Genomic DNA, 23,278 nt, shown 5'->3' with positions numbered 1-23,278 from the left:
GGGGAATTCTCGTGTGCGCTTGCCGTGGAGCTTTGGCCATGGCTCAACACCCTTGCCGAGCTGCCCAGTTGTAGCAGACATACTCTTGATCAGAGTACTCGCGGAGCGTCACCTTCGTAATGCGATTCGTGAAGCCCACCATGGAAGGGAAATCATGTGGGGCAGCGACTCGAGACGAAATGGGCCGGCGCCATCCGGTGGCGTGCGGAGCAGAGGCGGAGGATGCCGTGAACACATTGCGCGTGGCTCTGAAACGGTCCGGGACCACACTCCCCTCATCGCGCGCCTCGCTGCGTACCGCGCCCGTCCCCGACACCGTGGACGTTCCCCGGCCGCCCGTGGACCGCGGCGGCACGGTGCGTCTGGTCTCCGCCCTGCTGCCCAGGGACGGGGGCCATACGCCATGACCGTGCCCATCGGTACGTATCTCGTCGACACGAGGACCGGCCGTGTGGGCCGGTTCATGGGTGAGGCGGGTCCGTGGCTGAGCCTCAGACCGGTCGGCGGCGGCCGTGAGTGGGAGTGCTCGCCGGACCATGTGCGCCCCGCCACGGCCGCCGAACGGATCAGCGCGACGACGGCGTACGTGAACGCCCGCAGCCGCGGCGAGGTGACCTGAGGCGGGCGGTCGCCGGCTGTCACGGAGGCGGCGGCCGCCGGCCCGGGATCAGTAGTAGCCCTTCTCGCCGTCCAGCAGCTCGCGGATCGTGTCGAGATGACCGGCGTGCCGTGCCGTCTCCTCCACCATGTGGATCAGCATCCAGCGGAGCGACGCGGCGGCGGAGCGGAAGTCCGGGTGCCGGCCGACCGCGTCGAAGTCGTGGGCAGCGATGATCTCGTCGGAGATCGCGCACTGCTCGGTGTACTCGTCGAGGAGCTGTGCGAGAGGGACGCCCTCGACCCGCATGTCGGCGTCCTCCGGGTCCTCCGAGAACTGGGGACCATCGGCCGGGCGGCCGAGGAACAGGACCTCGAACCAGGTCTGCTCGGTCCACCGCAGATGGGAGACGATGCCCGCGACGGTCATGAGGGGAGAGGCGGGGAGGACCACCCGGTGGGCGTCCTCCTCGGAGAGGCCCTCGCACTTGTAGTGGATGATCGCGCGCTGCATCTGGAACCAGCCGGTCAGCTGTGTCCTCTCGTCCGCGCTGAAAGGGGGCCGGGTACGGGAAATCGCCATGGCCGTGGACGCTAGCGCGGCGGCGGGCCCCGCCGCACCGGCATTTCCGCACCCGCGCCGCCACGCGTACGTCCCCGATCGGCGAACCCGGGCCAGGCGGCCGCGGCCCGTACGGGAGAATGGGGGCATGAGCCTGTTCCGTGATGACGGTGTCGTCCTGCGCACCCAGAAGCTGGGTGAGGCCGACCGCATCATCACCCTGCTCACTCGCGGTCACGGCCGGGTGCGCGCGGTCGCCCGCGGGGTGCGGCGCACCAAGTCCAAGTTCGGAGCGAGGCTCGAGCCCTTCTCCCACGTCGACGTGCAGTTCTTCGCCCGCGGCAGCGAGCTGGTGGGGCGCGGACTGCCGCTGTGCACCCAGTCGGAGACCATCGCCCCCTACGGCGGCCGGATCGTCACCGACTACGCCCGGTACACCGCCGGCACCGCCATGCTGGAGACCGCGGAACGCTTCACCGACCACGAGGGCGAGCCGGCGGTCCAGCAGTACCTGCTGCTCGTCGGCGGACTGCGCAGCCTCTCCCGGGGCGAGCACGCGCCGCACCTGGTGCTCGACGCGTTCCTGCTGCGGTCCCTCGCCGTCAACGGCTACGCGCCCAGCTTCGACGCCTGCGCGCGCTGCGGGCTGCCCGGCCCCAACCGGTTCTTCTCCGTCGCCGCGGGCGGCGTCATATGCGGCGACTGCCGGGTGCCCGGCAGCGTCGTACCCTCTGCGGAGGCCATCGGGCTGCTCAGCGCGCTGCTGACCGGCGACTGGCCGGCCGCGGAGGCGTGCGAGGCGCGCCATGTCAGGGAGGGCAGCGGACTGGTGTCCGCCTATCTGCACTGGCACCTGGAGCGCGGCCTGCGCTCCCTGAGGTACGTAGAGAAATAGGAGATGTGAGCCGCATGGCACGACGCGGAATCCTGGGCCGGTCCCGCCGCGAGTACAAGGTCCCCGAGCCGCACCCGTCCGGCGCCCGCCCGCCCAAGATCCCGGCGGAGCTGGTGCCGAACCATGTGGCGTGCGTCATGGACGGCAACGGCCGCTGGGCCAAGGAGCGCGGCCTGCCCCGCACCGAGGGGCACAAGGTCGGCGAGGGCGTCGTGCTCGATGTGCTCAAGGGCTGCCTGGAGATGGGCGTCAAGAACCTGTCCCTGTACGCCTTCTCCACCGAGAACTGGAAGCGTTCGCCCGACGAGGTGCGCTTCCTGATGAACTTCAACCGTGACGTCATCCGCCGCCGCCGCGACGAGATGGACGAGCTCGGCATCCGTATCCGCTGGGTCGGCCGGATGCCGAAGATGTGGAAGTCCGTCGTCCAGGAGCTCCAGATCGCCCAGGAGCAGACCGTCGGCAACGACGCGATGACGCTGTACTTCTGCGTCAACTACGGTGGCCGGGCCGAGGTCGCCGACGCGGCACAGGCCATCGCGCGCGACGTCGCGGCGGGCAGGCTCGACCCGGGCAAGGTCAACGAGAAGACGTTCGCGAAGTACCTGTACTACCCGGACATGCCGGACGTCGACCTGTTCCTGCGCCCCAGCGGCGAGCAGCGCATCTCGAACTACCTGATCTGGCAGTCGAGTTACGCCGAGATGGTGTTCCAGGACGTGCTGTGGCCGGACTTCGACCGCCGTGACCTGTGGCGCGCCTGCCTCGAGTACGCGCAGCGCGACCGCCGTTTCGGCGGCGCGATCCCGAACGAGGAGCTCGAGGCGATGCGGGGACGCCCCGACACCCCGGCCTCCTGATCCGGAGGCCGTACGGGACGGTGCTGCCGGGCCCGCGTACACCGGTCGCGCCCGGCACGGCGTACGCGCCCGGCCCCGCGCGGCCGTGTCCGGCCCGGCCGCTACGATCACAGCTCGTCACCGGACCGGGGAGGGGCCATGGCCGAGGTGGAGCGACAACAGGCGGGGCAGACGGTGGAGCTGGTCTACGAGCCCGTCGCCCGTGACATGGTCTCCGCCCTGCGGGCCCGCACCAGAGCCACCCCCGCCGGCCGCCGCGTCCGGCGACTGCTGCTCTTCGCCGGCGTGCTGTGCGTCCTCTGCTTCGGCTTCCTCGTGCTGATGGACGCGATGACCTGGCGGCTGTGGCTCATGCTCGGCGCCGGCGTTCTCGCCTTCGCCTGCCTGTACCTGCTGCCGTGGCTGCAGGGCCGCCAGCTGCACTCGATGGCGGCCCGGCAGGGCGAGTTCCGTGCCGTCGTCGACGACGTCGGCATCCGGCTGACCACCCGCGACTCCGACGCCACCACCAACTGGGCGATGTACTCGCGGTACGCGGAGACCGACGACGTGTTCGTCCTCCTCACCGGCGACAAGCACGGCGTCGGGGTCATGGTGCTGCCCAAGCGGGGCGCGACGGAACCGGCCGGCACGGAGCGGCTGAGGTCCCTGCTCGAAAGGCACCTGGGGAAGGCATGACCCTGCGCGGCTGCGGCAGCGCCGCGCTCTTCGCGTTCGCCGCCCTCCTCGCCTGGTTCAGCTTCGGCGTCACGGTCGAGATGGAGACCTTCGCGGGGCTGCGTCCCAACGACGCGGGCATCGCGCTCTTCTTCGCCGTGCTCGCGGCCGGAGCGGCCCTGTGGGGCCTCCGGCTCGCGGGGCGGCGCTCCCTGCTCGCTCTCGGGGCCGCCGTGTGCCTGGCCGCGGCGCTCGTCTGGCGTCTCCACACCATCGCGCCGGCCCTGCACTGCTGGGACCACAACACCGTCGGCCGCGACGCCGACGGGTCCTACGACTGCTTCGACCTCTGACCCGGCGCACGACAGTGGCCCGCACTCCCGGACGAACCGGGCGTGCGGGCCACGATGACAGTGCTCAGACGGCCTTCGCCGCGCACTCCGCGCAGGTGCCGAAGATCTCCACCGTGTGCGCCACGTTCACGAATCCGTGCTGCGCGGCGATCGCCTCCGCCCACTGCTCCACGGCCGGACCCTCGACCTCCACGGCCTTGCCGCACATGCGGCACACCAGGTGGTGATGGTGGTCGTCGGTCGAGCAGCGCCGGTAGACCGACTCGCCCTCGCTGGTGCGCAGCACGTCGACCTCACCCGCGTCGGCGAGCGACTGCAGCGTGCGGTAGACCGTCGTCAGGCCCACCGAGTCGCCGCGGTGCTTGAGCATGTCGTGCAGTTCCTGCGCGCTGCGGAACTCGTCGACCTCGTCGAGCGCCGCCGCCACCGCGGCCCGCTGCCGGGTCGACCGGCCTCGCACCGGGGCGGTGTTCCCGCCGGTTGGCGCCGTGGTCACAGGTGCCTCCTCGCTTCGCCCGCACACATGTCGGGCCATTCTGCCAGGCCCGCGGTCGAACGCGGTGCGGGCCCGTTCCGTGCTCAGACCTTGACGTCGTCGCCCGGACGCCGGGTGCCCGGCATCGGGGCCGTACAGGCCTCCTCGTTCGCGCCGCCGTTCTCCAGCGCCTTCGCCCGCCGCCGCGCCAGTGGCGTGGCCAGGGCGGTCAGCACCACGAACACGGCGATGGCGAGCATCACAATCGTCGCGCCGGGCGGCACCTCCTGGAAGTAGGAGGTGGTGGTTCCGGCCAGGGCGACCACCACACCGATGGCGACCGCCAGCGCGTACGTCGCCTTGAAGGACCGCGAGATCTGCTGGGCGGCCGCCACGGGGACCACCATCAGCGCGCTGACCAGCAGCAGGCCGACCACGCGCATGGCGACGCTGACGGTGACCGCCGCGGTCACGGCGATCAGCAGGTTCAGGGCCCGCACCGGCAGGCCGGTGACCCGGGCGAACTCCTCGTCCTGGCTGACCGCGAACAACTGCCGGCGCAGCCCCAGCGACACCAGCACCACGAAGGCCGCGAGCAGCACGATCGCCAGGACGTCCGCGTCGGAGACCGTGGAGAGCGAGCCGAAGAGGTACGTGGTCAGCTTGGCGACCGAACCGCCGTCGGAGAGTTCGATCAGCAGGACACCGCCCGCCATACCGCCGTAGAAGAGCATCGCCAGCGCGATGTCGCCGCGGGTGCGCCCGTAGATGCGGATGAGCTCCATCAGGACGGCGCCGAGGACGGAGACCAGCGTCGCCATCCAGACGGGGTTGGTCGACATCAGGAAGCCGAGGCCGACACCGGTCATCGCGACATGGCCGATTCCGTCGCCCATCAGGGCCTGCCGGCGCTGCACCAGATAGATGCCGACGGCCGGGGCGATGATGCCCACCAGCAGCGCCGCGAGCAGCGCCCGCTGCATGAACGGGGATTGCAGCATTTCCAGGATCATGTCAGCAGTCCAGTGCGGAGCGGCTCGTCGGCCGCGTGCGGATGTACGTGGTCGTGACCGGGCAGGGCGTGCTGCCCGACGGCCTCCGGCGGCGGCCCGTCGTGGACGACGCAGCCGTCGCGCAGCACCACGGCGCGGTCGATCAGCGGCTCCAGCGGGCCGAGCTCGTGCAGCACCAGCAGCACCGTCGTACCGGCGGCGACCTGCTCGCGGAGCGTGGCCGCCAGCACCTCCTGGCTGGCCAGGTCCACGCCCGCCATCGGCTCGTCCATGATCAGCAGCTCGGGCTCGGCCGCCAGCGCCCGAGCGATGAGCACCCGCTGGTGCTGGCCGCCGGACAGCGCGCTCACGGAGTCCTTGGCCCGGTCGCCCAGTCCGACGAGCTCGATGGCGTGCTGCACGGCCGACTTGTCGGCGCGCGAGGGCAGGCCGAAGCGGGCGCGCGACAGCCGGCCGGAGGCGACGACCTCGCGGACGGTCGCGGGCACACCGCTCGCGGCGGTGGTGCGCTGGGGCACGTAGCCCACCCGCGACCACTGCCGGAAGCGGCGCAGCTCGGTGCCGAACAGGTCTATCCGGCCGTCGGTGAGCGGCACCTGACCGATCACGGAACGCACGGCGGTCGACTTCCCGGAGCCGTTGGCGCCGAGCAGGGCGACGACCTCACCCTGGCGCACCGCGAGGTCGATGCCCCGCAGCACGGGCCGGGAGCCGAGCGTCGCCCGTGCTCCGTGGACGGAAATGACCGGCTCGCTGCTCATGGGGGGCCGCCTCTCCTGGTGGGATCGCGTCACTTCGCGCCGAGGGCCTTCTGCAGCGCGGCGAGGTTGGAGCGCATGACCTCGATGTAGTCATCGCCCTTGGACCTGTCGGTGATTCCCTCGAGCGGATCGAGGACGTCCGTCCTGAGACCGGTGTCGGAGGCGAGGGTCTTGGCCGTCTTGTCGCTGGCGAGCGTCTCGAAGAAGACGGTGGTGACCTTGTCCTTCTTCGCGATGCCCTGGAGCTCCTTGATCCGGGCCGGGCTGGGCTCGGACTCCGGGTCGACGCCCGCGATGCCCTCCTGCTCCAGGCCGTAGCGCGCGGCGAGGTACCCGAAGGCGGAGTGGGTGGTGATGAACGTCTTCGTGGACGAGTTCTTCAGGCCCTGCTCGAAGTCGGTGTGCAGGGCGGTGAGCTTCGCGACCAGTGCGTCCGTGTTCTTCCGATAGTCCGCGGCGTGGTCGGGGTCGGCCTTCTCCATCTGGGCGCCGACACCCTTGGCGACCTCGGCGTACTTCACGGGGTCGAGCCAGACGTGGGGATCGGCGCCGGCCTCGTCCTGGTGCTCCTCGTGGCCCGCTTCCCCCTCTGCCGCGTGCTCCTCGTGCTCCGCCTCGCTCTCGCCCTCGTGGCCTTCCCCGTGACCGTGGTCGTGGCCGCCGGCACCGTCGAAGTGCTCGAACCGCGTGAGCGTCCCGGCGTCCACCTTGTACTTCACGTCCGACTGCTCGATGGCCTCGTCGACGGCGGGCTGGACGCCCTTGAGGTAGAGGATCAGACCGGAGTCGTTCAGCTCGGCGGTCTGGCGGGGCTTGAGCTCGAGGTCGTGCGGCTCCACACCCGGCTTGGTGAGGGGAGTGACGGTGACATTGGCGCCACCGATCTGCTCGGCGAGATACTGCATGGGATAGAACGACGCGGACACCTTCAGCCGGCCGTCGCCGTCCACGCTCGCGGCGTCGGACGTGGAACAGGCGGACAGGGCCAGGAGGCCGAGCGTGACTGCTCCGGCGGTGGCGGCGGTGGGTATGAGGCGTCGTACGTTCATGACACTCATTTTCAACAAAAGCGGAAACGATTGTCAATAAACGCCGGGGTCGCCTCCGTCACCGCACCGATTTGATCCGGGGGGTGCGGCCGCCGGTAACCTGAGTCATTCTCCGTTCGTCGTCGTCGTAATGAAGAGAGCACCGTGGCCGCCGACAAGATCGATACGATCGTCAACCTGAGCAAGCGCCGTGGCTTTGTCTACCCCTGCAGCGAGATCTACGGCGGTCAGAAGGCCGCCTGGGACTACGGACCGCTGGGTGTCGAGCTCAAGGAGAACATCAAGCGCCAGTGGTGGCGCTACATGGTCACCTCGCGCGAGGACGTCGTGGGTATCGACTCGTCGGTGATCCTTGCCACCGAGGTCTGGGAGGCCTCCGGCCACGTCGCCACCTTCACCGACCCGCTCACCGAGTGCACCTCCTGCCACAAGCGTTACCGCGCGGACCACCTGGAGGAGGCGTACGAGGAGAAGCACGGCCGCCTCCCCGAGAACGGCCTCGCCGACCTGAACTGCCCCAACTGCGGCAACAAGGGCACCTTCACCGAGCCCAAGCAGTTCTCCGGCCTGCTCTCCACGCACCTCGGCCCGACCCAGGACAGCGGCTCCGTCGCGTACCTGCGTCCCGAGACCGCCCAGGGCATCTTCACCAACTTCGGCCAGGTGCTGCAGACCTCGCGCAAGAAGCCGCCGTTCGGCATCGCGCAGATGGGCAAGTCCTTCCGGAACGAGATCACTCCGGGCAACTTCATCTTCCGCACCCGCGAGTTCGAGCAGATGGAGATGGAGTTCTTCGTCAAGCCGGGCGAGGACGAGAAGTGGCACGAGTACTGGATGGAGCAGCGCTGGAACTGGTACCGCGACCTGGGCCTGCGTGAGGAGAACATGCGCTGGTTCGAGCACCCGCAGGAGAAGCTCTCCCACTACTCCAAGCGCACCGCCGACATCGAGTACCGCTTCCAGTTCGGCGGCAGCGAGTGGGGCGAGCTCGAGGGTGTCGCCAACCGCACCGACTACGACCTGAAGGCCCACTCCAAGGCGTCCGGCAACGACCTGCTCTACTTCGACCAGGACGCGCAGGAGCGCTGGACCCCGTATGTCATCGAGCCCGCCGCGGGTGTCGGCCGCGCCATGCTCGCCTTCCTCCTCGACGCCTACAACGAGGACGAGGCCCCCAACGCCAAGGGCGTCATGGAGAAGCGCGCCGTGATGCGCCTCGACCCGCGCCTCGCGCCGGTCAAGGTCGCCGTCCTGCCGCTGAGCCGCAACGCGCAGCTCTCGCCGAAGGCCAAGGGTCTTGCCGCGGACCTGCGCAAGAACTGGAACATCGAGTTCGACGACGCGGGCGCCATCGGCCGCCGCTACCGCCGTCAGGACGAGATCGGCACCCCGTTCTGCGTCACCGTCGACTTCGACACCCTCGACGACAACGCGGTGACCGTGCGCGAGCGCGACACGATGAAGCAGGAGCGTGTCTCCCTCGACCAGATCCAGGGCTACCTGGGCAGCCGCCTGCTGGGCTGCTGACCGCCCGACGCGTTCGAAGCCCCCGGTTCCGGGTAACGGAACCGGGGGCTTCGTGCACACTGGGCCCCACGCGTACCCCCGAGCGGGCCAGGCACAGGAGGCGCACCACATGCCGTCCATGACCACCAGCAAGGTCCAGAGATGGGACCAGCACGGACGCGAACACGTCGTACGGGTCGAAAAGGCGGGCATCCAGCGGCAGTTGATCTGCGGCACCTGCGACTGGCGCAAGAACGCGCAGTTCCTGCCGTGGCTCAAGGCCGAGGAGCATCTCGCGGAGGCCCATCAGGCGACCGTCGACCCGTCCGCGACCGGCGGCTGAGGCCGTCGGCGCTTCTTCGTGTGATGTGCCCGAAAACCGGATGCCCTCGCCCCGCCCGGCAGGGTACCGTCGTCGGCATGTCTTCGTTCTTCCAGATCTACGAGTGAGAGGGCGGCGGTCGTACCGCCTCCGTCCGACGTTTCCCGAGTCACTTCTCACCATGAATGGGAGAACCCCATGGCCAAGAGCCGCAACAACCTTCTCGGCGTAGGCGGACAGCGCAAGAAGCTGTCCCGCGCCGACCAGCAGGCGGGCGGCCCCGCCCGCAACGCCGACCGCAGGGCCGCCGAGGACCACAAGCAGGAACTGGTGCGCAAGATGCGTGAGCGCGCCCAGGCCGACCGGTCGGAAGGCGAGCCGCAGACGGACGCGGACGCGCAGCCGGACGCCGCCCCGCAGGGGGAGCAGGCCTGATCGACGGAAGGGCCCGGACCGCACCACGCGGTCCGGGCCCTTCCGCATGTCCGCCGGGCCCCACCGCCGTTCGCCGGGGGCCCACCGCCCGGAGCGTTCAGCGTGTGCGCCGGCTCGGGCCGTCCTTGCGGGAGGGGATCCGGTCGATCTCCGGTTCGCCGAGCCGTTCCGCCGTCCGCCGTGCCGACTCCCGCGCCCGCCGGCCGCTGGTGAGCGCGCCGACCACGAGCACGCACAGACCGCAGCCGGCGATGATCCACCAGGCGGGCCGGCTCGCGGCCACGAAGCCCTCGGTGTGCGAGGAGGCGGAGACCCCGGCGGCGAGCACCGCGCCGATCACGGCGACACCGAGTGTCTGGCCGATCTGCCGGCTCGTCGAGGCGACCGCCGCCGCCACTCCGGCCTGGGCACGGGGCATCCCGGAGACGGCCGTGTTGGTGATCGGGGCGTTGACGAGCCCGAAGCCGAGGCCGAAGAGGACGTAGCCGGTGAACAGCAGGGAGGTGGAGGTCTCCGCCTCGAACGCGGCGAACAGGACACCGCTGGCCGTCATCGTGATGCCGGCGGCGAGCAGCGACGGGCGGGGGCCGTACGCGGCCACCAGCCGCCCCGAAAGGGGCGCGCAGACGAGCGTGAGCCCGGCCATGGGCAGCATGTAGAGGCCCGCGTGGAGGGCGGTCAGACCGCGGACGTCCTGGAGGTACAGCGTGTTGACGAACAGGAAGCCCCCGAGGGCGGCGAACGCGCTCACCGCGATGACGGTCGCCCCGCTGAACGGCAGGCTGTGGAAGAAACGCAGGTCGATGAGCGGCTCGGCGCGACGCGGCTCGTAGCGCAGCAGCCCGGCGAGGGCGAGTGCGGCGACGACGGCGAGGGTGAGGATCAGCGGCGAGGACCAGCCCGCCACCGGAGCCTCGATGATCGCGTACGTCAGAGAGCCGAGGAGCACGACGACCAGCAGCTGGCCCACGGGGTCGAAGCGGCGGGCCTTCGGGGCACGGGACTCGGGCACGTAGCGCCAGGTGAGCAGCAGGGCGGCGAGACCGACGGGCAGGTTGACCCAGAAGATGGACCGCCAGCCGACACCGTCCACGAGCAGGCCGCCGACGAGGGGGCCCGCGGCCATGGAGATCCCGACGACCCCGCCCCAGACGCCGATGGCGCGGGCGCGCTCACGGGGATCGGTGAAGGTGTTGGTGATGATCGACATGGCGACCGGGTTGAGCATGGAACCGCCCACCGCCTGCACCATGCGGAACGCGACGAGGGACTCGAGGTTCTGGGCGAGGGAGCACAGCAGCGAGCCCAGGGTGAAGAACACGAGCCCGATCATGAAGACCCTGCGCCGGCCGACCCGGTCCGCGACGGAACCGGCGAGCATCAGCAGCGAGGCCAGCACGAGGGTGTAGGCGTCGATCACCCACTGCATCCCGGCGACCGAGGCGTCCATCTCCCGGCGCAGGGAGGGCAGCGCGACATTGAGGATCGTGTTGTCGAGGCTGACGATCAGCAGGCTCATACAGCAGATCGCCAGGACCAGGATCCGGTGCCGGTGGCTGAGCTCGGGCATGCGATGAATCGTATGGCTGACCGACAATCCCGGCAGTGCGCGACAATGGGCGAATGACCACGCTCGCCCCCGCTTCCTCGAACATGCTCCGGATCGGTCCGCACGCCGTGCAGCCGCCGGTGGTCCTCGCTCCCATGGCCGGCATCACGAACGCGCCCTTCCGGACGCTGTGCCGGGAGTTCAGCGGCGGGAAGGGCCTGTTCGTCAGCGAGATGATCACCACGCGGGCCCTGGTCGAGCGCAACGAGAAGACGATGCAGCTCATCCACTTCGACGAGACCGAGACCCCGCGCTCGATCCAGCTGTACGGGGTGGACCCGGTCACCGTCGGCAAGGCCGTCCGGATGATCGTGGACGAGGACCTGGCCGACCACATCGACCTGAACTTCGGCTGCCCCGTCCCCAAGGTCACCCGCAAGGGCGGTGGCTCCGCCCTCCCGTTCAAGCGGCCCCTGCTGCGCGCGATCCTGCACGAGGCGGTCACCAACGCGGGCGACCTGCCGGTGACCATGAAGATGCGCAAGGGCATCGACGACGACCACATCACCTACCTCGACGCCGGCCGGATCGCGGTCGAGGAGGGCGTGACGGCCATCGCCCTGCACGGACGCACGGCGGCGCAGCACTACGGCGGCACCGCGGACTGGGAGGCGATCGCGCGCCTCAAGGAACACGTCCCGGAGATCCCGGTGCTCGGCAACGGCGACATCTGGTCCGCGGACGACGCCCTGCGGATGGTGCGAGAGACCGGCTGTGACGGCGTGGTCGTCGGCCGCGGCTGCCTGGGCCGGCCATGGCTGTTCGCGGACCTGGTGGCGGCCTTCGAGGGGCGCGACGACTACGCGCGGCCGACACTGCGCCAGGTCGCGGACGTGATGCTGCGGCACGCGACGCTGCTGGGGGAGTGGATCGGGGACGAGTCGCGCGGAGTGGTCGACTTCCGTAAGCACGTGGCCTGGTACCTGAAGGGCTTCGCCGTCGGCTCCGAGATGCGCAAGAAGCTCGCGATCACCTCGTCGCTGGACGAGCTGGGCGCTCAGTTGAGCGAGCTCGACCTGGACCAGCCGTGGCCGGCGGGCGCGGACGGCCCCCGCGGGCGTACATCGGGCAACAACCGGGTGGTGCTGCCGGACGGCTGGCTCAGGGATCCGTACGACTGCGCGGGTGTCGGAGCGGACGCCGAGCTGGACACTTCCGGTGGCTGACCGGTGGCGGATGCGGTCCGGATGATGGAATTCCGGTGCCCCGGAAGGCGTGATTCTCGCCACCCCTGATAGGGGGTGCGCTCAGATGAGCGAAATCCGAGCGGCTGCATCTCTCAAAGGGTGGCACTCAGTGCCACCCTTTTGGCTTTTGAGGCATGGAGTGACTTGTGACTCTGCGTAGTTGTGTGCCGTCCGGCGAATGCGGGAAGTGATCATTCATTCAGGAGTTGAAGTGAAGGGTCTCCACCTTCCTCGCCTCCGAGCACTTTCGATTGGCTGGCGGACGAGTGGTTAAGGCCGTATGACGGGCAAGTGGACGTACCCAGACGCCTTCGATCTGGGTATGTTCCTCGCCGTCAGGGCAGCCACCGAGTCCTCGAGGAGTCGAGACCCGTGTCGGAAAACAAAGATCAGAAGTTCGTCTACGACTTCACCGAGGGCAACAAAGAGCTCAAGGACCTCCTCGGCGGCAAGGGTGCCAACCTCGCCGAGATGACCAACCTCGGTCTGCCGGTCCCTCCGGGCTTCACGATCACCACCGAGGCCTGCAAGGTCTACCTCGAGAGCGGCGAAGAGCCGGCCGAGCTGCGCGACGAGGTGAGTGCGCACCTCGACGCCCTCGAGCAGACGATGGGCAAGAAGCTCGGCCAGGCCGACAACCCCCTTCTGGTCTCCGTACGTTCGGGCGCCAAGTTCTCCATGCCCGGCATGATGGACACCGTCCTCAACATCGGCCTCTCCGACGAGTCGGTCGCGGGACTCGCCCAGCAGGCCGGCGACGAGCGCTTCGCGTGGGACTCCTACCGCCGCCTCATCCAGATGTTCGGCAAGACCGTGCTGGGCGTCGACGGCGAGCTCTTCGAGGACGCCCTCGACGAGGCCAAGGCCGCCAAGAAGGTCACCGTCGACACCGACCTCGACGCCGCCGACCTGAAGAAGCTCGTCAAGCAGTTCAAGAAGATCGTCAAGGCCGAGGCCGGCCGCGACTTCCCGCAGGACCCGCGTGAGCAGATGGACCTCGCGATCTGCTCGGTCTTCGAGTCGTGGAACACGGACCGGGCCAAGCTCTACCGCCGCCAGGAGCGCATCCCCGGCGACCTCGGCACGGCCGTCAACATCTGCTCCATGGTCTTCGGCAACCTCGGCCCCGACTCCGGCACCGGCGTCGCCTTCACCCGCGACCCCGCCTCCGGCCACCAGGGCGTCTACGGCGACTACCTGCAGAACGCGCAGGGCGAGGACGTCGTCGCCGGTATCCGCAACACCGTGCCGCTGGCCGACCTCGAGTCGATCGACAAGAAGTCGTACGACCAGCTGATGCAGATCATGGAGACGCTGGAGAACCACTACAAGGATCTCTGCGACATCGAGTTCACCATCGAGCGCGGTCAGCTGTGGATGCTGCAGACCCGCGTCGGCAAGCGCACCGCCGGCGCCGCCTTCCGCATCGCCACCCAGCTCGTCGACCAGGGCCTGATCGACGAGGCCGAGGCGCTCCAGCGCGTCAACGGCGCCCAGCTCGCGCAGCTGATGTTCCCGCGCTTCGACGAGAAGGCGAAGACGGAACTGCTCGGGCGCGGCATCGCCGCCTCCCCGGGCGCGGCCGTCGGCAAGGCCGTCTTCGACTCCTACACCGCGGTCAAGTGGTCGCGCTCCGGCGAGAAGGTCATCCTCATCCGCCGTGAGACCAACCCGGACGACCTGGACGGCATGATCGCCGCCGAGGGCATCCTGACCTCCCGCGGCGGCAAGACCTCGCACGCGGCGGTCGTCGCCCGCGGCATGGGCAAGACCTGTGTCTGCGGCGCCGAGGAGCTCGAGGTCGACACCAAGCGCCGCCGGATGACGGTGAACGGCACCGTCATCGAGGAGGGCGACGTCGTCTCCGTCGACGGCTCCACCGGCAGGGTCTACAAGGGTGAGGTGCCCGTCGTGCCCTCCCCGGTCGTCGAGTACTTCGAGGGCCGCATGCACGCCGGCGCCGACGACGCCGACGAGCTCGTCCAGGCCGTCCACCGGATCATGGCCTACGCGGACCGGGTACGCCGGCTGCGCGTGCGGGCGAACGCCGACAACGCCGAGGACGCGCTGCGCGCCCGCCGCTTCGGCGCCCAGGGCATCGGCCTGTGCCGTACCGAGCACATGTTCCTCGGCGAGCGCCGCGAGATGGTCGAGAAGCTGATCCTCGCGGACACCGACGACGAGCGCGAGGAGGCCCTGCGGGCGCTGCTGCCGCAGCAGAAGCAGGACTTCGTCGAGCTGTTCGAGGCGATGGACGGACTGCCGGTGACGGTGCGTCTGCTCGACCCGCCGCTGCACGAGTTCCTGCCGGACATCACCGAGCTGTCGGTGCGCGTCGCCCTCGCCGAGGCCCGCAAGGACCACAACGAGAACGACCTGCGTCTGCTCCAGGCCGTGCACCGGCTGCACGAGCAGAACCCGATGCTGGGCCTGCGCGGCGTACGCCTCGGGCTCGTCATCCCCGGCCTGTTCACCATGCAGGTCCGGGCGATCGCCGAGGCCGCGGCGCAGCGCATCGAGGCCAAGGGCGACCCGCGCGCCGAGATCATGATCCCGCTCGTCGGCACCGTCCAGGAGCTGGAGATCGTCCGCGAGGAGGCCGAGCAGGTCATCGCCGAGGTGCGGCAGCAGACCGGTATCGACCTGAAGCTGGCGCTCGGCACGATGATCGAGCTGCCGCGCGCCGCGCTGACCGCCGGGCAGATCGCCGAGGCCGCCGAGTTCTTCTCCTTCGGCACCAACGACCTCACCCAGACCGTGTGGGGCTTCTCCCGCGACGACGTGGAGGCCAGCTTCTTCACCGCGTACCTGGAGAAGGGCATCTTCGGGGTCTCCCCGTTCGAGACCATCGACAAGGACGGCGTCGGCTCCCTCGTCCGCAGCGCGGTGGAGGCCGGCCGGGCCACCCGGCCCGACCTCAAGCTCGGCGTCTGCGGCGAGCACGGCGGCGACCCCGAGTCGGTGCACTTCTTCCACGAGGTGGGTCTGGACTACGTGTCCTGCTCGCCGTTCCGCATCCCGGTGGCGCGGCTGGAGGCGGGCCGCGCCGCGGCGGTCCGTTCGACGGGCAGCGACTCCCGCTAGGGACCATCAGACTCCGGGGTCGTCACCGGGGCCGGGGCACGAACCCCGGAGCCCGGTACCCCGACCCTCACCGGCTACCCGGTGGCGGCTCCGGACCCACAGAGAAGGGGCGGGCGCCTGTGCGGGGCGCCCGCCCCTTCTGCATGCCCGGGGCCTTGTCGCACCGGCGCTCACGGGGCCCTTGTTGAACCGGAAGTCAGTTGAATCGCGGATCAGTCAACCTTCGCTGATTGACATTCAAACAAATTTCTTCTGTTTCGCGCCGGATACAACGGACGGAGCGCGGCCGGCGGATCCCCACCCACCGACCGCGCTCCATTACCCGTGCCGGACACGGAGCCGCAACCTCCATCACCGCCGCCGGACGCGCAAAGCCCCCCACGGTCCTCGCTGCGTCACATCGGTGAAGTAGGTTTCATGCCCGACGTCGTACAGCTTTTCGGTTGCCCCCCAGGACCCGCGAGGCGTTTCAACTGTGGCTGAAACACCGTGGTAACAACCTGTGATTGCATGCATACTCAGTGATGGGGGCGATTGCGGTTGCAACAGTGGGGGTTCGGTGCTTCGTATTCATTTCAATGCGGACGATCTGGCGCGCGTGCGGATGGCCGCCAGGCCCGACGCGTTGTGGGAATCGATTCTCAGTTTTCACCGATTGCGTGACCGAAGGGGCGCTCTGGTCTTCGGGGAATGGCGTTCCCAAGCACGAACGCGGTTGAAAGGTGAAACACGACTGCTCTCCGCGCTCGTTCCCCAGCGGGGCTATTTCCCGGATTTCCTCACCCCCGCGGAGGGCAGCGAAGGGCTCGACACGGGCCTCGAGGCGCTGCGGGCCACACCCCCGGCGCGGCTGCACACCGAGGTGGCCCTCGCCGCCGCCCACCGCTCGCCGCTGCGCTCCCTGCCCGGCCGGCTGGCGTCCCTCGCGGAAGGCAGGGCCGAGTCCGTCGCCCGGCTCGTCGCCGCCCTGCGGGCGTACTACCACGCGGCCGTGGAGCCCTACTGGACCCACATCCAGGGCCGCGTGGAGGCCGACCGCGCCGTGCGCGGCCGAGCGCTCCTCGACGGCGGCGCGGGCGAACTGCTCGCCTCCCTGCCGCCGGTGCTGCGCTGGCGCTCACCCGTACTGGAGGCCGACTATCCCGTCGACCGTGAACTGCACCTGGACGGGCGCGGACTGCTGCTCCAGCCGTCGTTCTTCTGCCGGGGGACACCGGTGGTCCTGCGCGACACGTCGCTGCCGCCGGTGCTCGTCTACCCGGTCTCGCACAGCTGCGAGCAGGCCGCGGGAGACGTGACGGGCGCCTCGCTCGGGCGCCTGGTGGGGCATACGCGCTCCGCGGTCCTCCAGGCCATCCGCGGCGGCTGCACGACCAGCGAACTGGCCCGCAGGGCCGGCGTCTCGCTGGCCTCCGCGAGCCAGCACGCCGCCGTGCTGCGGGAGGCCGGGCTGGTGGTGACGCTGCGCCACGGCAACGCGGTACTGCACACGCTCACCCCGCTGGGCGCCGCCCTGCTGCGCGGCGGCGCCACACCGGAGCCCGAGCTCGCTATGCGCGGAACGGCCCCGTCACCTCGTAGGTGATGCCGCCCGAAGAGCTGCCGCTGGTGCCGCGCTGGCTGGAGAAGTACAGCCGCCTGCCGTCGGGGGAGAAGGCCGGGCCGCAGATCTCCGAGGAGGACTGGCCGTTCACCCGGAGGAAGGGCGCGACGACGTCGGCCGGAGTGATCACACAGATCTCCATGTTGCCGCCGTCCTCCGCGACGAACAGATCGCCGGAAGCGGCGCCGGTGACGTTGTCGACGCCCGTGAGCGGCGCGGTGCCGGTGACGAGCGAGTCGTCGTAGGCGAGCTCGTAGGTGCTCGAGAGGAGGTTCAGCTGCCAGAGCCGGTTGTCGCCCTTGGTGGTGAACCACACCGTGTCGTTCGCGTAGTGACAGCCCTCGCCGCCGTTGAACAGCTTGGCGCCGGACACCTGGTCGCGGGTGGGTGTCGGCGAGCCGTCGGGGTCCGGCACGGTCGCCCAGGTGAAGCTGCCGGACGTCGCCGTGCCGGCCTTGAGGACCTGGAGCGTGCCGGAGGAGAGGTTGCCCCAGGTGGTGGGCACGAACCGGTAGAGGCAGCCGTCCGACGCGTCCTCCGTCAGGTAGATCACCTTGCGGACCGGGTCGGCCGCGGCCGCCTCGTGGTTGAAGCGGCCCATCGCGGCGCGGCGGACAGCCGGATTCACGCCCCACGGGTCGGTCTCGTAGACGTAGCCGGTGCTGACCTCCTCGCAGGACAGCCAGGTGTTCCAGGGAGTGGCCCCGCCGGCGCAGTTGCGGTTGGTGTTGGACAGGATGCGGTACGCACCGGTGATGCCGCCGGACGAGTTGAACCTGATCGCACCGGCACCGCCGGTCGAGGAGATCTCCGAGTTGGAGACGTAGATCCAGCCGGCGCCGTCGGCGAAGCAGGCACCGCCGTCAGGGGCGTTGTGCCAGGTGTACGAGGTGGAGCCGACCCGCTGACCGGATCGGGCGATCACCCGGCTGGTGAAGCCGGCCGGCAGCTGGATGCCGTTCGCGTCCGCCGGGCCGAGCGCTCCGTAGGGGCCGGGGCCGGGCTGGGCCGGTGCCGCCGAGGCGGCGCCCTGCCACAACGTGAAGCCGAAGGCCGCCGCCGATGTACCGACGACGGCTCCGCGCAGGAAGCTGCGACGTTCCACTTGTCACTCCAGGGTGGGATGACCGCCCCGTGACACCGGCCGGCGCCACGGGGTCGCGCGGAGAAGGAACCTAGGACGGGCGGGTGACGCCCGGTGCAACGCGGGATGGCCGCGGTGGTCGTGCTCCAAGAAAATTCCCCGCCCGGCACCGATGAATCACGGCGGCCCCGTCCGTCTACCCCTTCGAACGCACCGGACAGCACCGCACCGCGCAGCACGCGGGGCACAGAGAGGGAAAGAGACAGCCATGGCTCAGATGATCTTCGTGAACCTGCCCGTGAAGGACCTCGAGGCCAGCAAGGCCTTCTGGGGCAAGCTGGGCTACTCCTTCAACCCGCAGTTCAGCGACGAGTCCGGGGCCTGCCTGGTCTTCAGCGACACCGTCTTCGCGATGCTGCTGACCGAGGCGCGCTTCAAGGACTTCACCAAGAAGGACATCGCCGACTCCGCCACCAGCACGGAGGTCATCCTCGCCCTGAGCGCCGACAGCCGGGAGAAGGTCGACGAGCTGGTGGACGCCGCCCTCGCCTCCGGCGGCTCGCCGTCCAACGACCCCCAGGACTACGGCTTCATGTACGGCCGTTCCTTCCAGGACCCCGACCACCACCTGTGGGAGGTCGTCTGGATGGACGTCGAGGCGATGCAGAAGGCGACGGCGGAGGGCGAGTGACGCCGCGTCCGCCGTCGCCGGGGAGACCGGCCGCTCACGCGTCGCGAAGGTCAGGGCAGTGACAGACGACGCGTGAGCGGAGTCGGGGAGTGGTACGGGAGTCCCCCTACGGCCTGGCGGCCGTGGGAGGTGCCCCCTCAGGCCGCCCGTACCTCGTACGCCGTCACCGCCACCGACTCGTCGTCCAGGCAGCGCCCGGTCGACAGGTCGAAGCGCTGCTTGAGCAGCGGCGAGGCGACGAAGGGCCGGCCGGCCGCGGAGCCGACCAGACCGCGCGCGAGAACCTGCGCCCCGGTGAACGGGTCACGGTTGTCGATCGCGTACGGGACGCCGTCGCGGTCCAGGAACAGCGCCACCTGGCGGCCGTCCGGCAGCAGGGCGGCCACTCCGCGTCCCGGCGTGAGCCGGGACAGGGGGCACACCGCCAGCCACTCGTCGGCGGGCCGGAGCTGGATCAGGACCTCCGTCGTGGCGGGGGCGAGGGTCGTCGCGGTCATCGGGCGGCACCTTCCAGGGTCTCTTCGAGCGAACGGATGGACAGCAGCGGCAGATCGGGCTTGACCTGGTCGCGCTCGGGCACGAACTTCACCGTCGGGTCCGGGGTGTCGGGCGCGTTGACGAACGACACGAACCGCAGCAGCCGCTCGGGGTCGTTCAGCGTCTCGGCCCACTCGTCGCGGTAGCCGGCGACATGGTCGGCCATCAGCGACTCCAGCTCGGCGCAGATGCCGAGGGAGTCGTGCACGACCACGTCACGTACGTGGTCCAGGCCGCCCTCGATGCGCTCCAGCCAGGTCGAGGTGCGCTCCAGCCGGTCTGCGGTACGGATGTAGAACATCAGGAACCGGTCGATCAGACGCACCAGTTCGGCGTCGGACAGGTCCTGGGCGAGCAGGTCCGCGTGGCGCGGGGTGGCGCCGCCGTTGCCGCCCACGTACAGGTTCCAGCCGTTGGCCGTGGCGATCACGCCGAAGTCCTTGGACTGGGCCTCCGCGCACTCGCGCTGGCAGCCGGAGACCGCCGACTTCAGCTTGTGCGGCGAGCGCAGGCCCCGGTAGCGCAGCTCCAGGTCGATGGCCATCCGCACCGAGTCCTGGACGCCGTAGCGGCACCAGGTCTGCCCCACACAGGACTTCACGGTCCGCAGCGCCTTGCCGTACGCGTGGCCGGACTCGAAGCCCGCGTCCACCAGCCGGGCCCAGATCTGCGGCAGCTGGTCCACCCGCGCCCCGAACAGGTCGATCCGCTGACCGCCGGTGATCTTCGTGTAGAGGCCGAAGTCGCGGGCCACCTCGCCGATGACGATCAGCTTCTCCGGGGTGATCTCGCCGCCGGGGATGCGCGGCACGATCGAGTACGAGCCGTTCTTCTGCAGATTGGCGAGGAAGTGGTCGTTGGTGTCCTGGAGCGCCGCCTGCTCGCCCTCCAGCACATAGCCGCTCGCTCCGATCGACGGCGCCAGCGACGCGATGATCGAGCCGACGGTCGGCTTGCAGATCTCGCAGCCGTTGCCGCCGCGGGCCGCCTCCCGGCCGTGCGAGTCCAGCAGTTGCTGGTACGAGGTGACGCGCAGGGCGCGGACGATCTCGTACAGCTCCTGGCGGGTCTGGCCGAAGCAGCCGCACAGGCCCTTGTCGACCTCGACGCCGGACGCCTCCAGCTCGGCGTTGACGAGCTGGCCGAGCACCTTGACGCAACTGCCGCAGCCGGTACCGGCCTTGGTGCACTTCTTGACCTCCGGCACGGTGGTGCAGGAGTGCTCGGTGACCGCGCCGCGGATCGTGCCCTTGGTGACGTTGTGGCAGGAGCAGATCACGGCCTCGTCGGGCAGCGCGGACGGCCCGAGCGCGGCCGGCGCGCCCGCGCCGGCGGGCAGCACCAGCTGCTCCGGGGAGACGGGCGGCACACTGCCGGTCAGCGCCCGCAGGGTGCCGTACGACTCCGCGTCACCGACGAGGATGCCGCCGAGCAGCGTGCCCTCGCCGTCGACGACCAGCTTCTTGTAGACGCCGGCGCGCGAGTCCGAGTACACGACGTCCAGGCATCCGTAGGCCGCGCCGTGCGCGTCACCGAACGAGGCCACGTCCACGCCGAGGAGCTTCAGCTTCGTCGAGGTGTCGGCGCCGGTGAAGGACCGCGTGCCGCCGTCGATCACATCCGCCACCGCCTCGGCCATCTCGTAGCCGGGGGCCACCAGGCCGTACACCCGGCCGTCCGAGGCCAGCGCGCACTCGCCGATCGCGAAGACCGCCGGGTCGGAGGTGCGGCACTGCTCGTCCACGATGATGCCGCCGCGCTCGCCGACCGCGAGGCCGGCCTCACGGGCGAGCTGGTCCCGGGGCCGTACGCCCGCCGAGAAGACCACCAGGTCGGTGGCGAGCTTCGAACCGTCGGACAGCGCCATGCCGTTGACGGCGCCGCTCTCGCCGGCGAGGACCTCCTGGGTGCCCACGCCGGTGTGCACCGAGAGGCCCATGTTCTCGATCGTGCGCAGCAGCGCCGCGCCGCCGCCCTCGTCGACCTGTACCGGCATCAGCCGCGGCGCGAACTCGACGACGTGCGTCTGGAGACCGAGACCCTTGAGCGCGCCCGCCGCCTCCAGCCCGAGCAGACCGCCGCCGACGACCGCGCCGACGCGGGCCGTCTTCGCGTACTCCTCGATCGCGAGCAGGTCCTCGATGGTGCGGTAGACGAAGCACCCTTCCGCGTCCTTGCCCGGCACCGGCGGCACGAACGGGTACGAGCCGGTGGCCATCACGAGCGTGTCGTACGTCAGGGACAGCCCGGCGCGGGAGGTGACGGTGCGTGTGGTCGTGTCGATGGTCTCCGCGGGGTCGTCCAGGTGCAGCTCGATGCCGTGCTCCGCCATGAAACCGTCCTCGACCATCGACAGGTCGTCAGGCGTGTTCCCGGAGAAGTACGAGGTCAGACGCACCCGGTCGTAGGCGGGACGGGGCTCCTCGCACAGCACGACGACGCGTGCCCGCTCGGTGACGCCGCGCTCGGCGAGGGCCTCCAGGAACCGCTGGCCGACCATTCCGTGGCCGACGACCACGATCGTGGGAGTGGACGCGGGAGTGGACTTCGCAGCCATGTCAGAGGCCTCCATCATCGGTGAGCAGGTGGAGCAGGGGGAGGGAGTCCGGCAGGGCCTCGTCGCCCTCCCAGGCCCGGGCGAGCGCGCCGACGGAGGCGAGATCCCCGAGCAGTACGCCGCCGACGAGCCGGTCCCCGCGGACGACGACCTTGCGGTACGCGCCCCGGGTGGCGTCGGCGAGCTGGACGACGTCGTCCCCCGGGCGGGGGGTCGGGTCGCCGAAAGCGGCCAGGTCGAACGGGCTCGTGGTGGAGGCGAGTGTGAGCCGGGTCAGTGCCCGGGTGCCGGTGTAGCGGGCTCCCTCGGCGCGGAGCACCGCGGCCAGCACATCGGCCTGCTCCAGCGCCGGGCCCGCCAGCCCGTGCACGACGCCGTCGTGCTCGGCGCAGTCGCCGATGGCGTGGATGTACGGGTCGGAGGTGCGCAGTTCGTCGTCGACGACGATGCCGCGCCGCACCTCGAGCCCGGCGTCGACCGCCAGACCGACACGGGGACGCACCCCGCAGGCCAGCACCACGATCTCGGCGTCCAGCGCGAAGCCGTCCGCCAGGACCACGGCGCCGACGGCCCCGTCGGCGGTGGTCCGCAGACCGCGCACCCGGCACTCGGTGTGCACCTCGACGCCGAGGAGCTCCAGGTGCGCCCGCAGCAGAGCGGAGGCGGAGGTGTCCAGCTGGCGCTCCATGAGGTGCTCGCCCTGCTGGGCCAGCACCACCTTCGCGCCCCGGGTGGCGAGCGCCCGGGCCGCGGAGACACCCAGCAGCCCGCCGCCGACGACCACCGCCCGCGTCCCCGGTCGGACCGCGGCGGACAGCGCCGCGCAGTCGTCGAGGGTACGGAACGGATGGACGCCGTCGGGGAGGCCGGGCCCGAGTCCGCGCAGGGGCGGCAGCACCGGGTTGGAGCCGGTCGCCAGCACCAGGCGGTCGTATGCCACGGACGTGCCGTCCGCGCAGTGCACGAGCCGCCGGTCCCGGTCTACGGAGGTCGCCCGCACACCGCGGCGCACCGGCACCTCGGGCAGCGCGATCACCTCGGGGCCGTAGCGCCCCGCGAGCACCTCCGCGAGCAGCACCCGGTTGTAGGGCGCGTGCGTCTCCTCGCCGAGGACCGTGACGCGGGCGCCCGCGCCGAGCTGACGCGCGAGCCGCGCGCCTGCCGTCCCGCCGCCGATCACCACGATCTCCGAAGTCATGCAAGCAGCGTGCGTCGGCGGTGTTACCCGGCAGGTTCCCTTCTGTTTCCCACGGGGAACGCTGCGCTCAGCGCCGCCGCGGGGTGCCTGTGAGGCGCCGGGCCGGGCCGGCTTGCGCCTGCGGCGGGCGTTTCCCCACCCCGCCCCTATCGTGTTGACGCTCGTCGCGATCATCTCGGCGATCTGGTTCAGGAAGTCCCGCTGGATCTGCGTGAACGGCTGGAACGACGCCAGCTCGATGAC

The 23,278-nt window shown here is 70.4% G+C and carries 22 protein-coding genes; 12 read left to right on the top strand and 10 right to left on the bottom strand.

The features are described from left to right. The first annotated feature begins 403 nt into the window (after window positions 1–403). Window positions 404–619 carry a hypothetical protein gene (locus AB0K36_RS30930; protein ID WP_159692189.1) on the top strand — a complete coding sequence of 72 codons (216 nt, stop codon included), beginning with the start codon at window positions 404–406 and terminating at the stop codon, window positions 617–619. A 48-nt stretch (window positions 620–667) separates the two neighbouring features. Here the strand turns inward: AB0K36_RS30930 and AB0K36_RS30925 are convergent, their stop codons facing one another. Then, complete coding sequence (locus tag AB0K36_RS30925; RefSeq protein WP_189468015.1) at window positions 668–1,180, bottom strand: DinB family protein; 513 nt, start codon at window positions 1,178–1,180, stop codon at window positions 668–670. 127 nt (window positions 1,181–1,307) lie between these two features. Here AB0K36_RS30925 and recO point away from each other — a divergent pair, with 127 nt between their 5' ends. The 4 genes from recO to AB0K36_RS30905 all read left to right on the top strand — a co-directional run bounded on the left by recO (window position 1,308) and on the right by AB0K36_RS30905 (window position 3,924). Beyond that, window positions 1,308–2,054 (top strand): DNA repair protein RecO, encoded by a 747-nt coding sequence (recO, locus tag AB0K36_RS30920; protein WP_364600569.1) that lies wholly within the window; start codon window positions 1,308–1,310, stop codon window positions 2,052–2,054. 14 nt (window positions 2,055–2,068) lie between these two features. Further along, window positions 2,069–2,914, top strand: coding sequence for an isoprenyl transferase (locus AB0K36_RS30915; protein ID WP_159692195.1), 846 nt, complete (start codon window positions 2,069–2,071; stop codon window positions 2,912–2,914). A 138-nt stretch (window positions 2,915–3,052) separates the two neighbouring features. Further along, window positions 3,053–3,592 (top strand): YcxB family protein, encoded by a 540-nt coding sequence (locus tag AB0K36_RS30910; protein ID WP_364600567.1) that lies wholly within the window; start codon window positions 3,053–3,055, stop codon window positions 3,590–3,592. Beyond that, window positions 3,589–3,924 carry a hypothetical protein gene (locus AB0K36_RS30905; RefSeq protein ID WP_364600565.1) on the top strand — a complete coding sequence of 112 codons (336 nt, stop codon included), beginning with the start codon at window positions 3,589–3,591 and terminating at the stop codon, window positions 3,922–3,924. Before AB0K36_RS30910 ends, AB0K36_RS30905 begins: the two co-directional genes overlap by 4 nt. A 64-nt stretch (window positions 3,925–3,988) precedes the next feature. On the opposite strand, the gene AB0K36_RS30900 is transcribed toward AB0K36_RS30905, so the two are convergent. The 4 genes from AB0K36_RS30900 to AB0K36_RS30885 all read right to left on the bottom strand — a co-directional run bounded on the left by AB0K36_RS30900 (window position 3,989) and on the right by AB0K36_RS30885 (window position 7,222). Then, complete coding sequence (locus AB0K36_RS30900; protein WP_159692197.1) at window positions 3,989–4,420, bottom strand: Fur family transcriptional regulator; 432 nt, start codon at window positions 4,418–4,420, stop codon at window positions 3,989–3,991. Between the two features lie 83 nt (window positions 4,421–4,503). Next, on the bottom strand, window positions 4,504–5,412 hold the full coding sequence (locus tag AB0K36_RS30895; protein WP_364600563.1) for a metal ABC transporter permease: 909 nt from the start codon (window positions 5,410–5,412) through the stop codon (window positions 4,504–4,506). Next, a complete protein-coding gene (locus AB0K36_RS30890) occupies window positions 5,409–6,173 on the bottom strand; it encodes a metal ABC transporter ATP-binding protein (protein ID WP_364600561.1) in 765 nt (254 codons plus the stop codon). Before AB0K36_RS30890 ends, AB0K36_RS30895 begins: the two co-directional genes overlap by 4 nt. A 29-nt stretch (window positions 6,174–6,202) precedes the next feature. Beyond that, complete coding sequence (locus AB0K36_RS30885; RefSeq protein WP_364600559.1) at window positions 6,203–7,222, bottom strand: metal ABC transporter substrate-binding protein; 1,020 nt, start codon at window positions 7,220–7,222, stop codon at window positions 6,203–6,205. A 144-nt stretch (window positions 7,223–7,366) separates the two neighbouring features. Between AB0K36_RS30885 and AB0K36_RS30880 the strand changes: the two genes are divergently transcribed. The 3 genes from AB0K36_RS30880 (at window position 7,367) to AB0K36_RS30870 (ending at window position 9,485) form a co-directional block, all read left to right on the top strand. Next, complete coding sequence (locus tag AB0K36_RS30880; protein WP_364600557.1) at window positions 7,367–8,749, top strand: glycine--tRNA ligase; 1,383 nt, start codon at window positions 7,367–7,369, stop codon at window positions 8,747–8,749. A 109-nt stretch (window positions 8,750–8,858) separates the two neighbouring features. After that, window positions 8,859–9,071 (top strand): hypothetical protein, encoded by a 213-nt coding sequence (locus AB0K36_RS30875; protein WP_189468034.1) that lies wholly within the window; start codon window positions 8,859–8,861, stop codon window positions 9,069–9,071. Between the two features lie 177 nt (window positions 9,072–9,248). Then, window positions 9,249–9,485 carry a DUF6243 family protein gene (locus AB0K36_RS30870; RefSeq protein WP_364600555.1) on the top strand — a complete coding sequence of 79 codons (237 nt, stop codon included), beginning with the start codon at window positions 9,249–9,251 and terminating at the stop codon, window positions 9,483–9,485. Between the two features lie 97 nt (window positions 9,486–9,582). Here the strand turns inward: AB0K36_RS30870 and AB0K36_RS30865 are convergent, their stop codons facing one another. Beyond that, window positions 9,583–11,055 carry an MFS transporter gene (locus tag AB0K36_RS30865; protein WP_364600553.1) on the bottom strand — a complete coding sequence of 491 codons (1,473 nt, stop codon included), beginning with the start codon at window positions 11,053–11,055 and terminating at the stop codon, window positions 9,583–9,585. Between the two features lie 53 nt (window positions 11,056–11,108). On the opposite strand from AB0K36_RS30865, the gene dusB reads away from it, so the two are divergent. The 3 genes from dusB (at window position 11,109) to AB0K36_RS30850 (ending at window position 16,950) form a co-directional block, all read left to right on the top strand. Then, window positions 11,109–12,260, top strand: a complete 1,152-nt coding sequence (gene dusB, locus AB0K36_RS30860) for a tRNA dihydrouridine synthase DusB (RefSeq protein ID WP_364600551.1) — start codon at window positions 11,109–11,111, stop codon at window positions 12,258–12,260. A 393-nt stretch (window positions 12,261–12,653) separates the two neighbouring features. Then, window positions 12,654–15,365: a pyruvate, phosphate dikinase gene (gene ppdK / locus AB0K36_RS30855; RefSeq protein ID WP_189468042.1), complete on the top strand. Its 2,712-nt coding sequence runs from the start codon at window positions 12,654–12,656 to the stop codon at window positions 15,363–15,365. A gap of 559 nt (window positions 15,366–15,924) precedes the next feature. Then, entirely contained in the window at window positions 15,925–16,950 is a 1,026-nt protein-coding gene (locus AB0K36_RS30850; protein ID WP_364600549.1) for an ArsR/SmtB family transcription factor, read from the top strand. On the opposite strand, the gene AB0K36_RS30845 is transcribed toward AB0K36_RS30850, so the two are convergent. Continuing rightward, complete coding sequence (locus AB0K36_RS30845; protein WP_364600547.1) at window positions 16,916–18,073, bottom strand: alkaline phosphatase PhoX; 1,158 nt, start codon at window positions 18,071–18,073, stop codon at window positions 16,916–16,918. The two genes, AB0K36_RS30850 and AB0K36_RS30845, sit on opposite strands and share 35 nt — an antisense overlap. 247 nt (window positions 18,074–18,320) lie before the next feature. Here AB0K36_RS30845 and AB0K36_RS30840 point away from each other — a divergent pair, with 247 nt between their 5' ends. Beyond that, a complete protein-coding gene (locus AB0K36_RS30840; RefSeq protein ID WP_364600545.1) occupies window positions 18,321–18,743 on the top strand; it encodes a VOC family protein in 423 nt (140 codons plus the stop codon). 137 nt (window positions 18,744–18,880) lie between these two features. On the opposite strand, the gene nirD is transcribed toward AB0K36_RS30840, so the two are convergent. Genes nirD through AB0K36_RS30825 form a run of 3 tightly spaced genes read right to left on the bottom strand, consistent with a single transcriptional unit; the run spans window position 18,881 to window position 23,035 of the window. Beyond that, entirely contained in the window at window positions 18,881–19,240 is a 360-nt protein-coding gene (gene nirD / locus AB0K36_RS30835) for a nitrite reductase small subunit NirD (RefSeq protein WP_189468050.1), read from the bottom strand. After that, window positions 19,237–21,852 (bottom strand): nitrite reductase large subunit NirB, encoded by a 2,616-nt coding sequence (gene nirB, locus AB0K36_RS30830; protein ID WP_435877971.1) that lies wholly within the window; start codon window positions 21,850–21,852, stop codon window positions 19,237–19,239. The genes nirD and nirB overlap by 4 nt, the downstream gene beginning before the upstream one ends. After that, window positions 21,839–23,035 carry an NAD(P)/FAD-dependent oxidoreductase gene (locus AB0K36_RS30825; RefSeq protein WP_364600541.1) on the bottom strand — a complete coding sequence of 399 codons (1,197 nt, stop codon included), beginning with the start codon at window positions 23,033–23,035 and terminating at the stop codon, window positions 21,839–21,841. Before AB0K36_RS30825 ends, nirB begins: the two co-directional genes overlap by 14 nt. Window positions 23,036–23,278 lie beyond the last annotated feature (243 nt).

This window comes from Streptomyces kurssanovii, assembly GCF_040677245.1.
Classification (GTDB): domain Bacteria; phylum Actinomycetota; class Actinomycetes; order Streptomycetales; family Streptomycetaceae; genus Streptomyces; species Streptomyces kurssanovii.
This window is presented reverse-complemented; position numbering and strand designations above follow the sequence as displayed.